This window comes from Bacillus sp. ISL-57 (genome assembly GCF_018613135.1).
GTDB classification, from domain to species: Bacteria; Bacillota; Bacilli; order Bacillales; family DSM-1321; genus Peribacillus; species Peribacillus frigoritolerans.
Genome location: NZ_JAGGQV010000021.1, coordinates 1 through 14,033, shown reverse-complemented (window position 1 = coordinate 14,033; position 14,033 = coordinate 1). Strand labels below are relative to the sequence as shown.

Genomic DNA, 14,033 nt, shown 5'->3' with positions numbered 1-14,033 from the left:
AGGGTCTTCCCCAATGTGCATTTTTGAACCTCCTCTGAAGTAAGATGCCTATTATTAAATTCATTTAGTGGATGCACTGTTATAACTGCGATGATGAAAATTGAACATTTTGTGAACTTTAAAATTATTTTCATGTATGGACGGAGGCTGTTGTGTTGAAAAATCATTTAAAGGAATTGATTGCAGAAAGCCCGCAAAAAAGAATCTCCTATAATGACTATATGGATGCTGTTTTATATACGCCAAATATAGGCTACTATGCACGCTCAAAAGAGAAGATTGGCCCAAGAGGGGATTTTTATACGTCCGGCAATGTTGGGGATGCATTTGGGAGATCACTGGCGAGGTGGTTCGTATATTTGATAAAAAGATGCGGAGTTTCACCAAGAATCATCGAGGTCGGCGCAGGGGACGGTAAACTCGCGTATGACATCCTCGTTTACATAAAAGAAACGGAACCGGAGATATGGGATTCTTTGACTTATGTTCTTGTGGATGGCAGTCCATTTCATAGAAAGATTCATCACGAACGTTTAGGGATATTCAAACAGGCAGTTTCTGCTGCCAATTTAGAAAAATGGACGAATGTAAATGGAATCGTCTTTTCAAACGAACTTTTCGACGCGTTGCCTGTGTATGTCATTGAAAAGTATAAGGGAGCCTTGGTAGAGGTATTCGTCACTGAAAAGGAAGGCGATTTAATAGAAGAGAGAGAACCCTTGGACAACCCTGACATTCTTTCTTACCTTATTGAACGAAAAATCACCTTAAATGAAAAACAACGATTCGAAGTTCCGCTAAACATGATCCGTGAATATGAGAAGATCGTTTCCTGTATCGAATCGGGTATTCTCCTTACAATTGATTATGGCTATACCGATCGGGAATGGAAGGAGCCAGCTCATCGTCAAGGGAGCTTGAGGGGCTATTATCGGCATCAAATGATTAAAGATGCACTTATGTATCCTGGTGATATGGATCTAACGACACATATCCATTTTGACACATTAATCGAGAGTGGAAAAAGAAGGGGTCTTTCCAATCGAGGACTTTTTCTTCAAAATGAATTCTTGCTTAAAGCAGGGATACTAGAGGAATTGAAGGACGATCAAGGAACTGATCCATTCTCGAAAACGGCAAAGCGTAATCGGGCAATTCGGGGATTAATCGTTCCTGGGGGATTTAGTGAACATTTCAAAGTGTTGCTTCAATCGAAGAATTTAGCAGATGATGTAAGGGTCTTTCCTGAATGGTGACAAGTAAAAACCCATGAATCAAAATTCATGGGTTATGTAATATTGCTGTTTCTTAATGCGCAGCACCCGGAGTCATCATAAATACGCTCCAGTAGGAAAATCCTGCAAAGAAAACGGTAAGATAGGCGCCGAAAACATAAATATACATGCGCTCAGATAATTTCAAATAACTTAAAAGTACAAAAAAGATCGTTTGTGCAAAGAAAAGCAAAGACGTTTGATGCATATGGCCAAGATAAAAGAAAATGGCCATAATTCCTGTCCAAAATCCACATACTCTGAACATGCGTTCCATCCGAATCCCTCCTTATGTCTAGTCGTGTACATTCTAAATAATTATAAATGAAATTGTAAGGTAATGTAAAGGATGCCTTTTGTTTCTATGTGAGAACCGAAGCTTGGTATGAGCATGCTGCACAATTGGACATCATATTTTCTATTTCCACAATATTGACATTCTCAAACAAGGCTTCGAACATACCTTTTAAAAATGAATTATGCATGGAGCAGATTGTTCCTGGCTCGACTTCAGTAACTTCCTTAAACGGGCAATTGAAGATGCGGAAGGATATTTTATTTTCTTCTTCGCTTGCTTGTATTTCAGGAGATAACCCAGCAATGGTAGCCGCATTTTTAAGCATGTTGACTTTTTCCGCAAAAGCAAGCCGGTCGATCGATGTCGATTTCAGGGCTAGTTGCTGATTGATCAATTCCTCCCCGAATACTTTTCCCGTTTCATAAAGAGCCTGTTTTCCTTGTTCCCCTAATGTCATCATCGACTGGACGGCAATCTTTGCAAGCAGCTGATAGTTCCTATATGGAAAATGAAGCTGTATGACTTTGTCAGATAATCGATAAAGTCTGCTTGGGCGGCCGCCTTTCCCGGTCTTTCGGGAAATCGAGGTCAACATATCGATATCCTCAAGTTTTGACAAATGAAGACGGGCAACATTTGGATGGATGTTGAATGAATCGGCGATTTCCTGTACCGATACATCACCATGGTTATTCACTATATGCTGATATATATAATATCTGGTGGGATCAGCTAACACGTTTGTTATTTTTAACGTTTGTTCCATTACACCCTCCTGCTATTCCATAGTTTACCTATGTCCATTATAATGCAGGCAGAAAAAAATGGAATAAGGGAAAGGGCAAACACTCTTTAGTTTAGAAAACGTTCACATTTAAAACGTTTTTATAAAGTAAATATGTATACATTGATTATACAAATGTTGTACAATGATTGTATAAACTATAAATGTATACAAAATGTGAACGGGGAGTGATTAGTATGGCACAGTTAACTTTCTTTTCGTACCCAAGCTGTACATCTTGCCGCAAAACAAAAAAATGGTTACGCGCCAATCAAGTTTCCTTCGATGAGCGACATTTATTCAGAGAGACTCCTACTGTAGCAGAGTTAAAAAGAATTCTTGAATTGACATCGGAAGGTCTTGATGAAGTCTTGGCGACAAGAAGTGAAGCATATAAAGACTTACAAGTTAATATTGACGAAATGATGCTTTCTGATGTCATCCAATTATTAACAAAAGAACCGAAGTTATTAAGAAGGCCCATTCTCATAGACGGGGAAAAACTGGTCATTGGCCATAATGTAGATGCATTAAGAAATTTGGTTTCCCGGAGGCTTGATTTGAAAATGAGCATGTGAGATGATTCTCGAATTTTTTTTCGGGAATTTTTTTATTTTGAAGCAGGAATTTGTCGTGGATTGTCGAATCAATACAACAAGAAACATAGGAGGTGATGAATGGATTGATATCGATTGAAAAGACCGCAGAAAAAATACTAACCCGTGCCATCGTGGAATCGGCATCGGATATCCATATTTTTTTTCGCGGAGAGGGGCCTCTCATCCAATTCAGGATAGACAATAGGCTTGTTCCCCAGGAAACATTATCATTCTTTGAAGCTGAAAGGCTGATCGCTCATTTGAAGTTCCTTGCCTCGATGGATATAGGGGAGAAAAGAAGGCCCCAGAGTGGTGCCATCATAATCAATTTGGCTAACCAGGTGGTCGGACTCCGCCTTTCCACTTTACCCGCTGCCTATCTCGAAAGTTTGGTCATCCGCTCAATACCCCAACATCCTTCCTCTAGAACAGTTATCCTTATTTCAAAACACCGTTCAAAATTTGATTGCACTCCTGAAGCATTCCCATGGCATGCTCATATTTACCGGTACGACTGGTAACACACTATAAAGACTAACGAAACACAACATTTGTAATCACGATTAAAGCCTTGCCTTTCTTTGATTTATCTGATCTTTTGGTTGGTTGTGGTATGATTTTGAATTCAATTTTTCTAATAAAAGTTGAAATGTAAACTCTTTTTTCTTCTTGAGTTAAATAAATAAAATTGGTATTAAAAGCATTTACTATGTTTGTTAATTCTTTAAAATCGATAACTTCAGGAGTAGGCAACTCTTTAACTTTTATTTTTAACTCTTCATACACTTGTCTAGTCTCATCCATTAATTTTTTGAATTCAGCATCAATCATTAAATCGGAAGCCCAAGCACGTTGATATTTTTCCCGTTTCTTTTCAATATGTAGTAATTGTTCATTACTGAGAGAAACATCTGATTCCTTTTTTATGGGTTCTAGGTGTTTAATATCATCATTTTCCACATATTCCTTCAATGCATCCTCAAATCGATATTCTCCAATGGAATCCATCTTCCCATGTTCTTTCCAACATAACTGACAACGATGGACTGCCCCTTGGCATAGATCAACTTAATTCCTTTTTCAAATAGGCTTAACCAGATAAGCTTCCTCTTAATATAATAAAAAGATTTTAGTTGTGATAATAAAAAAAATAAGCAACTATCTAGAGGTGGGGGATATGACTAACAATAATCAACCTTTTAAAGGTTATCGCCTCCTGGACCCATCCCAGCCAAATATCAATGCTTGTGTTGAAAAGTTACTACCACCACGAGGTTGTAAGTTTTTTCCTTGTAAAAGCAACTGTCCAACAGGAGCCACCGGACCAACAGGGGCAACGGGAGCCACTGGGGAAAGGGGAGCAGCGGGAGTAACTGGGCCGACGGGACCGACGGGAGCCACCGGGGAAAGGGGAGTAACGGGAGTAACTGGACCGACGGGAGCACCGGGAGCCACCGGGGAAAGGGGAGTAACGGGAGTAACTGGACCGACGGGAGCACCGGGGGCCACCGGGGAAAGGGGAGCAGCAGGAGAAACTGGGTCGACGGGACCGACGGGAGCACCGGGAGCCACTGGGGAAAGGGGAGAGACTGGAGCAACTGGGCCGACTGGATCGACTGGATCGACTGGAGCAACTGGGCCGACGGGAGTAACTGGAGAGACTGGAGCAATTGGACTGACGGGAGCCACCGGGGCGACTGGAGCAACTGGGCCGACGGGAGCAACTGGAGAGACTGGAGCAATTGGACTGACGGGAGCCACCGGGCCGACGGGAGCAACTGGACTGACGGGAGCTACCGGAGCCACTGGAGAGACTGGTCCGACGGGAGCAACTGGACTACCGGAGCCACTGGAGAGACTGGGCCGACGGGAACAACTGGGCCGACTGGATCGACTGGAGAGACTGGAGCAATTGGACTGACTGGAGCAACTGGGGCGACTGGAGCAACTGGTCCGACGGGAGCAACTGGAGCAATTGGACTGACGGGAGCCACCGGGGCGACGGGATCGACTGGACCGACGGGATCGACGGGATCGACGGGATCGACTGGACCGACGGGAGCTACCGGAGCCACGGGAGCAACTGGACCGACGGGAGCAACTGGACCGACGGGAGCAACTGGACCGACGGGAGCGACTGGACCGACGGGAGCAACTGGACGCTGGACCGACGGGAGCAATTGGACTGACGGGAGCAACTGGTCCGACTGGAGCAACTGGTCCGACGGGAGCCCCTGGTCCGACGGGAGTTACAGGGCCAACCGGACCAACGGGTACTGCCGGATTATCGACGTTTGGTTATGTTTATAACCAGTCCATACAGAATGTACCTGTAGGTTCAGATGTAATCTTTGACACAAACGGACCTCTTGTTGGTATTACCCATACACCTGGGACAACGCAAATTATCCTTCCAACAACAGGTAATTATTCTGTACTTTTCGGGGTTACAACTGTACCTGGCACTGGTAAACAATTTGCTTTATTCCTAAATAATATTTTGGTTCCTGGTTCGATATACGGAACCGCTAGTACTCCCCAATTGAATGGGAGAGTTATTGTTACCGTAACCACTGCCCCAGCGACACTAACTTTAAGAAATTTCACATCCCAAATGGGTACCGTTACTTTAAATACACCCGTTGGGGGAACAGAACCATCTGTTGACGCTTCGTTGCACATTACGAAATTAAATTAAGATAAATATGCGGCCTATTATACGTTGGCCGCTTTCTTGTTTCAAATATTCTGGGCGGATAAAAACCTTAAGCAGATTGCCCTTTATGCATCTTAACTCCCTTCTTAACCTTCATAGGTATCTGGCGGATCATGCCGAGGTCTTCTGATTTTTTCATTAAACGTTGTACCGTTTAATAGGAAACTTCAAGCTTATCCGCAATCGTATTTTTGCACATGTACTTACACCAAATTGCTATTTCTCCTGTACACCCCAAGCTGTCCATACTTATTCCTAACTAGTTTAAAGCGAATATTCTTTAAATTCGAAATGACGAATGACTTATTGAATATCGGCAGGATTCTCTGAAGTCATAATAGGTGCGCACTTTATTTTTAAGGTGAAGATTGGTCTTTTAGGCAAGATATTCTCCCTGGCTCAAAGTGTTATAATTATAAAAATGGAGATGTTTTACAACATGAAAATACGCAAAGAACAGGAAAACTCAGGTATTTCGCATAAGACTATGTCTAGTTTGTACATCTGCACGCTTAATAGAAGCACGAATGATGTCTCTGTACAAACGTACTGCTTTATTCATTTCTTCTCTTTCTGTGAATGATGATAGGTTGTCATATGATTAATCGTTTGCTATTACATCGATACGTTTCATCAAAAATCCTTGTCTCCTTTTTATAAGAGAGACAGGCTAAGATATCGTGAAAAATTTGTGCGTTACCAACCGGCAGTGGGAAAACCACGACACTATATTCCTTGCTTCACCACGCCCGTGAGATGATCAATTGAAAATGTATCCGAAAAGGTATTGCAAGTCCAAATCAATGAAATTGCGGGCATTACGTATTCCGTCGGCCTAAAAGCTGTTCTGAGGCATGACCTGGACGTGATCATTGTAGGGGAAGTCAGGGATGCAGAAATTGCCAAAATCGCAGTCCCTTTGGGTGTTGATACCATAAATCTACACTTTCACTCGGACTAAGGGGAAGACTTAAGAAACAAGGCTATTTGAAAAAGAACAATATCATTAGTTCAATCTAATGAACGAGCTATAGTTGAAATTGAAAAAGCCAATCCTACACTTTAGAAGTGGCTTTTTATGGAATTATTGAAATCATTGCCGTCTATTTAGTATTCTGATTTGAAAATAAGCATGTGAGATGATTCTAGAAGTTTTTTCGGTAATTTTTTTTATTTTGAAGCAGGAATTTGTCGTGGATTGTCGAATCAATACAACAAGAAACATAGGAGGTGATGAATGATTTGATATCGATTGAAAAGACCGCAGAAAAAATACTAACCCGTGCCATCGTGGAATCGGCATCGGATATCCACATTTTTTTTCGCGGAGAGGGGCCTCTCATCCAATTCAGGATAGACAATAGGCTTGTTCCCCAGGAAACATTATCATTCTTTGAAGCTGAAAGGCTGATCGCTCATTTGAAGTTCCTTGCCTCGATGGATATAGGGGAGAAAAGAAGGCCCCAGAGTGGTGCCATCACCATCAATTTGGCTAACCAGGTGGTAGGACTCCGCCTTTCCACTTTACCCACTGCCCATCTCGAAAGTTTGGTCATCCGCTTAATACCTCAACAGAATATCCTTCCTCTAGAACAGTTATCTTTATTTCCAAACACCGTTCAAAAATTGATTGCACTCCTGAAGCATTCCCATGGCATGCTCATATTTACCGGCCCGACCCTTAACGTTATATAAAGACTAATAAAATTTCACATCAGTGATAACTACTAAATCCTTTCCCTTCTTGGACCTGTAGTTTTTCGGTGGCTGTGGAACTAAACGAAATTCTATGTTCCTAATAAATGTAGAAATAAAAGTTTGTTTTTCATCTTGAGTTAATGCGTTAAAGTTCTCATTAAATGTTAAGATAATGTTTTTTAATTGAGATACATCTATTGCAGTAGGAACTTCAAGTTGTTCTACTGCTTTTTTTAATTCTTCATAAATACTTCTTGTTTCATCCATTAATTTTTTAAACTCTTCATCACTCATTAGATCAGTGGCCCAAGCACGCTGATATTTTTCTCGTTTTTTTTCAATTTGTTTTAATTGATCTATATAAATCGATTGATCGTTTTTTTCGATTGGGTCAATATCTTTAATCTCAACGTTTTGCATATAATTTTGAAGTGCTTCAATGAAACGGTGTTCACCAATTGTAAAAGTTTTACGGCCTTCTTTTCGACATACCTGGCATCTATATACAGACCCTTGATATTCCGAACCATCTGTTCTGCTTTTCTTAATGTATCGGTTCACGGAAAGTGGCCGTCCACAGTAAGGACATGACAGAACACCTTGGAAGAGGTAATTACTCTTGACTTCTCGCCTGTGGTGTATAGAGCGGTCACTAAGCATTTCTTGTAACTTTAAAAATTCAGTTTTACTAATGATTCCTTCATGTGTATTTTCGTACACTTTATCTTTCCATCGAGTTGCACCGTATAAAGCTGGATTATGCAGAATCCGTAAAATCCCATTGGGGTGCCAATTTGCTCTATCATTATTTGTTTTATTTAGAAAAGCAGCGATTTGGTTAGCTGACATTCCCGACCTAACCTTATTAATCATATCAAGCACAATTTTCGCCTGATCGTTTTTAACCAATTTTTCATCATCAGAAAGGTCAAATCCATAGGGGATGTTACCAACACGTTCCCCTCCGGATACTTTCTTTTCAAGAGCCATCTTTACACGTTCTGATAAATTTTCAGTCTCCCATTGAGCAAGTAAAGCAACAAGACCTATAAACATTCGCCCCATTGCAGATGAGGTGTCATATATTTCTGTGGCCGATTTGAAAGCACAGTTATGCTTGTCCAATGTTTTTAACATATTATATAAATCAGATACAGACCTAGTGAAGCGATCCAGACGGTAGACTAAAATCATCGATATCTTTCCGTTTTTTACATCTTTAAGCAACTCTGCGAGTTGTGGACGATTCGTGTCTTTTGCAGATACACCTTCATCGACATAGAATCTATAAGTGCTCCATCCTTGGGCCTTACAGTAGGCTATTAAGCGTTCTTTTTGCGCGGCAATGGAATAACCTTCAGTTGCCTGTTCATGAGTGCTGACACGAATATATATACCTACAGTCATAGTGATGTTCCTTTCTAAAATATATTGATTCGAAAAATTAAAAAGGTATTGGATAATCAACACGTTTTTTTTCTTTTTGCCAATCATCTAATAAATCTTGTTGAAAAAACGTTGATTCAAACCCACATTTTATACAGTATCTTGCATTCCCGTCTAAAATAGTTCCGCATTCCCACTCTAATGCTCCATTCCAATAATGTTGGTTGGAACATTTATTTATTATGATTAATCCACAAACTTTGCAATGATCACCATCGTAAAAAGTCTCTTCATTTCCACATCTAGGACATTCCAATGCTCGCCCTAATTCATTAACTTCATATCCATCGTATTTCATAAAAAATACTCCTTTTCCTTTAAATATTCTATCTGATGAACAGATAGGACAATATATTGCTCCTTCACAAACAAAGTGATGATTACAATTTAAACAAGTTTTTAAGTAAAGTTGCGTATGTATGAATGTTTTAAAGTTGTCTCTTTGAAAATTAATGTATTGAGAAAGAATATTTCTATAATCTGTCATCAATGTATTTAATCGTACTTTTGCAGCAGTGTGTGTCATTTCAAAATTAGCAACTAAATCACTAATGGAATTGATTTTAAGGTCCTTAACAACCATAACAGGTGCTAACGCATTTCTTGCGAAGGAATTAGCCTCATTTTCTAAAATTTTATATTTCGTCTCGGTTAGGGTACTACGAGCGAGTATTGTTTCATCAAAATCAATTAAATGGTTCATATATATGTGTGCAATTTCATGCATAAGAGTAAATCTTATCCTGCCTGATATAGATTTAGTATCGTTATATGCAATAGTATGATTAACACCATCGTATATGGTATAACCATCTTCACTTTGGAAGGCAGTTTCAATTTCCTTAACGGATACCCCATGAATTTGAGATAATTCGGAATAAGTCAATAAACCCCATTTATTGTTTTTAATTATTTGAAAAGGATCTATAGGAAAAGATTTAATTTTTTCTTTAGCAAACAATTTATTTACTTGAATCATTACTTTGTCATACCTAGCTGATTTAGGGAAATTCATTCATCTAACGCCTTCTTCCCTTTGTCCTGCATAGTCTTAATGAGATCCTTTAAAAAATCTTTTTGTGTCGGTTCAAGGTTTTTAATGTCCCTCGCTAATGATTTTACTTCAGGATCTTCATCTGGCTGTTTCCTTCCTATAAGATAATCAGTTGAGACGTCAAAAAAGTCAGCAACCTTTTGGATGTTCTCAATTTTAGGTGAGGAACTATCCCATCGACGTATTTGTCCATTTGAGAGCCCAACTTTCCTTTCAACTTCAGCGAAAGTAACTTTTTTCTCATCACAAAGAATTTTTATCCTATGTACTAAACTCACTAAAATCAACCTTCCGCGAGCCCAGGAACAAAATAAATTAACTTTTAAGCTATTTTATTATTGACTAATAGCTTTTTCGCTAATATACTATGTTCATAAGCTAAATTATTAGCTAAATGAGTACGAAAAAGACGACCTAATTTAATACACATTTTGACGTTGGGGAACGGATAAATGTATTGTTTACAGGCTTTTTACAGTCTTATTTAGCTATGAATTTATAATAGCATTTACGCTAATCTCGGTCAACATCTTTTAGTAAATTAGCTAATTATTTAGCTTATTATTCTTATAAGAAAGGAGTGAAATTAATGACGGAAGAGTTAGGAGTGAAAGTACGTTCGGAATTATTTAAAAGAAAGATGAATCAGAAACAATTAGCTAATTTAGTTGGTATCTCAAATGCTTATCTTTCAGACATCATCAATGGTCGTAAGAACGGACCTAAAGCTCAGCAACATATCAAACATATTCAAAAAATCCTATCTATATAAAGAGGTGACAGCAATGAACCCATTAAAAGTCATTGTACAAAACGGATTACGTGTATTAACGACTTCACAGTTAGCAGAATCATACGGCGCTGAAAGTCAGATTGTTGTAAATAATTTCAATCTAAATAAAATTCGTTACAAAGAGGGAAAACATTTCATCTTACTTACTGGTGAAAAGTTGAAGGGATTCAGAGCAAAAAATCAATTTGATTTATCGCCGAACATTAACCGTTTGTATCTTTGGACAGAGAAAGGTGCTTGGCTTCATGCAAAATCTTTGAATACAGACGAAGCTTGGGATGCTTACGAAATGCTTGTGGATGATTATTTTCGAATCGCACAACAACAGCCGGTACCATCCTATCATCTTCCTAAGAACTTCAAAGAAGCTTTGATCATGCTTGCTGAAACTGTGGATGAAAACGATCAATTAAAAGCGGAAATCCAAAGCAATAAGGAAAAAGTTGTTTTAGCAAATGCCATTACGACAAGTGATGAAGGCTTATTAATCGAAGGGGCAGCAAAATACATGCGTCAGAATGGTGTAAATATTGGACGGGACAGACTATTTAAGTGGTTAAGAGGCCGAGGATACTTAGTAAACCGCAAAGGTAGAGAATGGAATATGGCTACTCAAAAATCGTTAAATCAAGGCCTGATGAAAATCCACTGTCAGCTTTATTACGATTCGGAGGGTGAATTAAAAACAAATCGACAGGTGGTTGTAACTGGTAAGGGATTGTTGCATTTTATTAACAAATTCTTGTATGAAGGCCAGTTAAAACTAGATGTTTGAGAAAGACTGGAATTTTCAAATGAACAAAACTAATCAACCGGTTATCCCTGAAGAAACCATGATAGAAATGAAGAAGTTCTTCATGAAAACATCTGTTCCTAGGATTCTAGCTTCACAGAAAAAAGAACAATCCTTGAAGTAATAGTTGAATTTTCTTTTTACCTAATTTGCGAAATTTGATGAACGATTTTAGTACTAAACAAGAATCCTAGAATTGGAGGGAAGTTGATGTCAGCATTTTTCTTTAGTGCCTCAATATTCATTCTCGGTATTGTCTTAGGAAGTTTTCTATCTGAAGAGAGAGCTTTAAAGGAGTTGAGAAAAATTGAGAATTAAAACTAAAAAATGGTTGTCAATGTCTAAGGTAGACCGGTACATGGCAGTTTATCGTGCTTATGTGAGAAGTCAAAAATTTTAAGGAGGTGAAACAAGTGGAAAGAAAAATCAAATCTTTTGAAGTCGTTGCTGAAGCCACTAAGCCATTTATTTATTCATTCGAAGTTGGCAAAGAATTCGGTGGAGAAGTAGTAGCCGATATCATCGAACACGATGGAGTGTTCAAATTGTTCAATCGCAACGATGAGCTTATTTCAGAAATTAACTTACCAGTTGTTAGTGTGAATTACGAATATCCATTAGCAGCAGTCAATTAAGGAGGTGATTTCTTGAAAAGTGGTAAAAGGCCAACTAGTCGTCAACGTAAAGCCATGGAGTGGGCAGGCATACGAGATACAAAGGATTGGTTAGTCATCAAAAGCTTGCCTTATGAATTGCATATCGTCCACAAGAAGACGGGCCGGATAAAGGAGGTTCCAATCTAGTGAGTGTAGAGAACCCAATGGTAATTGACTCATTGTGGAGGAAAGAACCGAAGGTAATTGGAGAATGTGGAGGATGTGGACAAAGTATTTACTCTTTTGAAGACTTTTACGATATGCAGGACCAGGAAGAAACGGTTTTCATCCATCAAAGTTCTGAATGCTGTCTCCAATATGTTGCTGATAGGTCACTTTGTAGAAATGGTAAAGAATAAAAAGACCCCTGTTTGCAGACAGGAGTCCCAAAAAAATACTTATCTCACATACATTTTATACATTTTTTATCCAAATATGCAACTGGAGGAAAAATAAATGTATTTCGATTCAAAAGGGCGTACAGTGTTTAGCCCAAATAATAATTTATTAGAACCTCTTTATAAATTACTGGAACAATATGAACCTTCCATAGGTGGTAGTCACCTATTTGAAGATTTAATAGAAAACTATGAATTCCTTGATTCGATGTTAAAGGAAGGTGAAAAACCAAATGGATGCATTGAAGCGAATCAAGAAAGACCGCGATCATCTTCTTCGGGAAATATCGGAAGCCAAGATGAAAATCGAAGTTAATACTCAGTCCAATGAATCCCTTTCACAGGCAATTAATCGTCATGAGAAATTGGTGAAGGAGTATAACGAAATCATCGAGATGGTGGAAAAAGAGGAGTGAAATAGGTGGAAACTACAAATGGCGCTGAAATTAAAAAAAGCGAAAAAGCGAAAATTATCATTTATTCAAAGCCGGGTGATGGTAAAACAACAGTTGCTGGATTGCTACCAGGCAAAACATTGGTGCTCGATATTGATGGTACATGCCAAGTATTACAAGGCTATTCAAATATTGACGTTGCCAAGATTGACTCGAGCGATCCACACCAAAGCATTTTAGATTTTTATGCTCATGCAAAAGCGAATATCGCTAATTACGATAACATTTTTGTGGACAATCTTACCCATTATCAAAAGCTTTGGTTAATGAGTAAGGGAGAAAAAACGAAAAGTGGAATGCCTGAGTTAAAAGATTATGCATTATTCGATAACCACTTGCTAAAAGTTATTGAAACATTCAATGGATTAGATGCCAATGTCATCTACACTGCCTGGGAAACTACGCGCAGCATTATCCATGATGATGGGCAGCAATATAACCAATTCATTCCGGATATTCGTGACAAAATCGTAAATCACGTAATGGGAATCGTACATGTTGTCGCTCGATTGATTAGAAAAGCAGACGGTACTCGCGGATTTATTTTGGAAGGTAACCAGAGCATTTTTGCCAAGAATCATCTTGATGATCGTAAAGGCTGCGTTCAAGAAGAATTATTAGTGTCATCCACAAATGAGAAAACAGGGGGAAATAAATAATGTCATTCTTTAAATTTGATGAGGAAAACGTAAGCACAGGATTTGAGTTAGTAGCAGAAGGGAAATACGAGGCAATTATTATTAATGCAAATGCACAAGATTTCCAGGGCCACCCAACATTAAATCTAGACTTTGAGGTTCGTTCAGATGTTCCACAAGCTCATCAGGGTGCAAAAATTTTGTACAACACGTTATATTTCCACAATGATGATCCTGAATATAAAGAAAACAATATTAAACGTATCAACAGTCTTATCAAAGCATGCGGCTTCCCAAATGGATTTATATTTAAAGATGCTGATGATATGGCAAAACAGCTTTTTAATAAAAATTTGGTTATTACCGTTAAGCATCAAGAAGATAAAAAAGATAAATCAAAAAAATATGCTAAAGCTAGATTCTTTGATGCA

19 protein-coding genes and 3 pseudogenes are annotated in these 14,033 nt (G+C 38.7%); 15 read left to right on the top strand and 7 right to left on the bottom strand.

Translation table 11 applies throughout. The annotated features are described in order from the left end of the window. Positions 1 to 155 precede the first annotated feature (155 nt). Complete coding sequence (locus tag J7I90_RS23220; protein ID WP_214773954.1) at positions 156 to 1,256, top strand: class I SAM-dependent methyltransferase; 1,101 nt, start codon at positions 156 to 158, stop codon at positions 1,254 to 1,256. 52 nt (positions 1,257 to 1,308) lie between these two features. On the opposite strand, the gene J7I90_RS23215 is transcribed toward J7I90_RS23220, so the two are convergent. Together J7I90_RS23215 and J7I90_RS23210 are read right to left on the bottom strand one after the other, a co-directional pair. Next, a complete protein-coding gene (locus tag J7I90_RS23215) occupies positions 1,309 to 1,551 on the bottom strand; it encodes a DUF2626 domain-containing protein (protein ID WP_034308393.1) in 243 nt (80 codons plus the stop codon). Positions 1,552 to 1,636: 85 nt separating this feature from the next. Next, entirely contained in the window at positions 1,637 to 2,338 is a 702-nt protein-coding gene (locus tag J7I90_RS23210) for a helix-turn-helix transcriptional regulator (protein WP_214773953.1), read from the bottom strand. A gap of 215 nt (positions 2,339 to 2,553) precedes the next feature. Here J7I90_RS23210 and J7I90_RS23205 point away from each other — a divergent pair, with 215 nt between their 5' ends. Further along, complete coding sequence (locus tag J7I90_RS23205; RefSeq protein ID WP_214773952.1) at positions 2,554 to 2,934, top strand: Spx/MgsR family RNA polymerase-binding regulatory protein; 381 nt, start codon at positions 2,554 to 2,556, stop codon at positions 2,932 to 2,934. Between the two features lie 95 nt (positions 2,935 to 3,029). Beyond that, positions 3,030 to 3,476, top strand: a complete 447-nt coding sequence (locus tag J7I90_RS23200) for an ATPase, T2SS/T4P/T4SS family (protein ID WP_214773951.1) — start codon at positions 3,030 to 3,032, stop codon at positions 3,474 to 3,476. Between the two features lie 13 nt (positions 3,477 to 3,489). Here J7I90_RS23200 and J7I90_RS23195 read toward each other — a convergent pair whose 3' ends face one another. Further along, positions 3,490 to 3,963, bottom strand: a complete 474-nt coding sequence (locus J7I90_RS23195) for a hypothetical protein (protein WP_214773950.1) — start codon at positions 3,961 to 3,963, stop codon at positions 3,490 to 3,492. Between the two features lie 229 nt (positions 3,964 to 4,192). Between J7I90_RS23195 and J7I90_RS27565 the strand changes: the two are divergent. After that, positions 4,193 to 5,653, top strand: a pseudogene (locus tag J7I90_RS27565) (BclA C-terminal domain-containing protein). Positions 5,654 to 5,753: 100 nt separating this feature from the next. Here the strand turns inward: J7I90_RS27565 and J7I90_RS28190 are convergent. Next, positions 5,754 to 5,879: pseudogene (locus J7I90_RS28190) on the bottom strand (helix-turn-helix domain-containing protein); the annotation flags it as partial. A 491-nt stretch (positions 5,880 to 6,370) separates the two neighbouring features. On the opposite strand from J7I90_RS28190, the pseudogene J7I90_RS23180 reads away from it, so the two are divergent. Then, positions 6,371 to 6,587, top strand: a pseudogene (locus tag J7I90_RS23180) (ATPase, T2SS/T4P/T4SS family); the annotation flags it as partial. 317 nt (positions 6,588 to 6,904) lie between these two features. Further along, complete coding sequence (locus tag J7I90_RS23175; protein WP_214773948.1) at positions 6,905 to 7,366, top strand: ATPase, T2SS/T4P/T4SS family; 462 nt, start codon at positions 6,905 to 6,907, stop codon at positions 7,364 to 7,366. 3 nt (positions 7,367 to 7,369) lie between these two features. Here the strand turns inward: J7I90_RS23175 and J7I90_RS23170 are convergent, their stop codons facing one another. The 3 genes from J7I90_RS23170 to J7I90_RS23160 are packed head-to-tail and all read right to left on the bottom strand — an operon-like array spanning position 7,370 to position 10,147. Continuing rightward, complete coding sequence (locus J7I90_RS23170; protein WP_214773947.1) at positions 7,370 to 8,863, bottom strand: recombinase family protein; 1,494 nt, start codon at positions 8,861 to 8,863, stop codon at positions 7,370 to 7,372. After that, entirely contained in the window at positions 8,814 to 9,830 is a 1,017-nt protein-coding gene (locus J7I90_RS23165; RefSeq protein WP_214773946.1) for an ImmA/IrrE family metallo-endopeptidase, read from the bottom strand. The genes J7I90_RS23170 and J7I90_RS23165 overlap by 50 nt, the downstream gene beginning before the upstream one ends. Continuing rightward, positions 9,827 to 10,147 (bottom strand): helix-turn-helix domain-containing protein, encoded by a 321-nt coding sequence (locus J7I90_RS23160; RefSeq protein WP_214773945.1) that lies wholly within the window; start codon positions 10,145 to 10,147, stop codon positions 9,827 to 9,829. The genes J7I90_RS23165 and J7I90_RS23160 overlap by 4 nt, the downstream gene beginning before the upstream one ends. A gap of 311 nt (positions 10,148 to 10,458) precedes the next feature. Between J7I90_RS23160 and J7I90_RS23155 the strand changes: the two genes are divergently transcribed. The 9 genes from J7I90_RS23155 to J7I90_RS23120 form a co-directional block, all read left to right on the top strand. Further along, positions 10,459 to 10,641, top strand: coding sequence for a helix-turn-helix transcriptional regulator (locus J7I90_RS23155; protein ID WP_214773944.1), 183 nt, complete (start codon positions 10,459 to 10,461; stop codon positions 10,639 to 10,641). Positions 10,642 to 10,654: 13 nt separating this feature from the next. After that, positions 10,655 to 11,437: a phage antirepressor KilAC domain-containing protein gene (locus J7I90_RS23150; RefSeq protein ID WP_214773943.1), complete on the top strand. Its 783-nt coding sequence runs from the start codon at positions 10,655 to 10,657 to the stop codon at positions 11,435 to 11,437. 19 nt (positions 11,438 to 11,456) lie between these two features. Then, on the top strand, positions 11,457 to 11,579 hold the full coding sequence (locus J7I90_RS27870; protein ID WP_285289461.1) for a hypothetical protein: 123 nt from the start codon (positions 11,457 to 11,459) through the stop codon (positions 11,577 to 11,579). A gap of 289 nt (positions 11,580 to 11,868) precedes the next feature. Continuing rightward, on the top strand, positions 11,869 to 12,090 hold the full coding sequence (locus J7I90_RS23145; RefSeq protein WP_214773942.1) for a hypothetical protein: 222 nt from the start codon (positions 11,869 to 11,871) through the stop codon (positions 12,088 to 12,090). 12 nt (positions 12,091 to 12,102) lie between these two features. After that, complete coding sequence (locus J7I90_RS23140; protein WP_214773941.1) at positions 12,103 to 12,258, top strand: DUF6906 family protein; 156 nt, start codon at positions 12,103 to 12,105, stop codon at positions 12,256 to 12,258. Beyond that, a complete protein-coding gene (locus tag J7I90_RS23135) occupies positions 12,258 to 12,470 on the top strand; it encodes a hypothetical protein (protein WP_214773940.1) in 213 nt (70 codons plus the stop codon). The genes J7I90_RS23140 and J7I90_RS23135 overlap by 1 nt, the downstream gene beginning before the upstream one ends. A 272-nt stretch (positions 12,471 to 12,742) precedes the next feature. Continuing rightward, entirely contained in the window at positions 12,743 to 12,925 is a 183-nt protein-coding gene (locus tag J7I90_RS23130) for a hypothetical protein (RefSeq protein ID WP_214773939.1), read from the top strand. A 5-nt stretch (positions 12,926 to 12,930) separates the two neighbouring features. Then, the gene (locus tag J7I90_RS23125; protein ID WP_214773938.1) at positions 12,931 to 13,623 is read left to right on the top strand and encodes an AAA family ATPase; all 693 of its coding nucleotides are present in this window, start codon (positions 12,931 to 12,933) and stop codon (positions 13,621 to 13,623) included. Next, positions 13,623 to 14,033: DUF669 domain-containing protein (locus J7I90_RS23120; RefSeq protein WP_214772188.1), on the top strand; the 411-nt coding region annotated here is incomplete at its 3' end. The genes J7I90_RS23125 and J7I90_RS23120, both read left to right, overlap by 1 nt.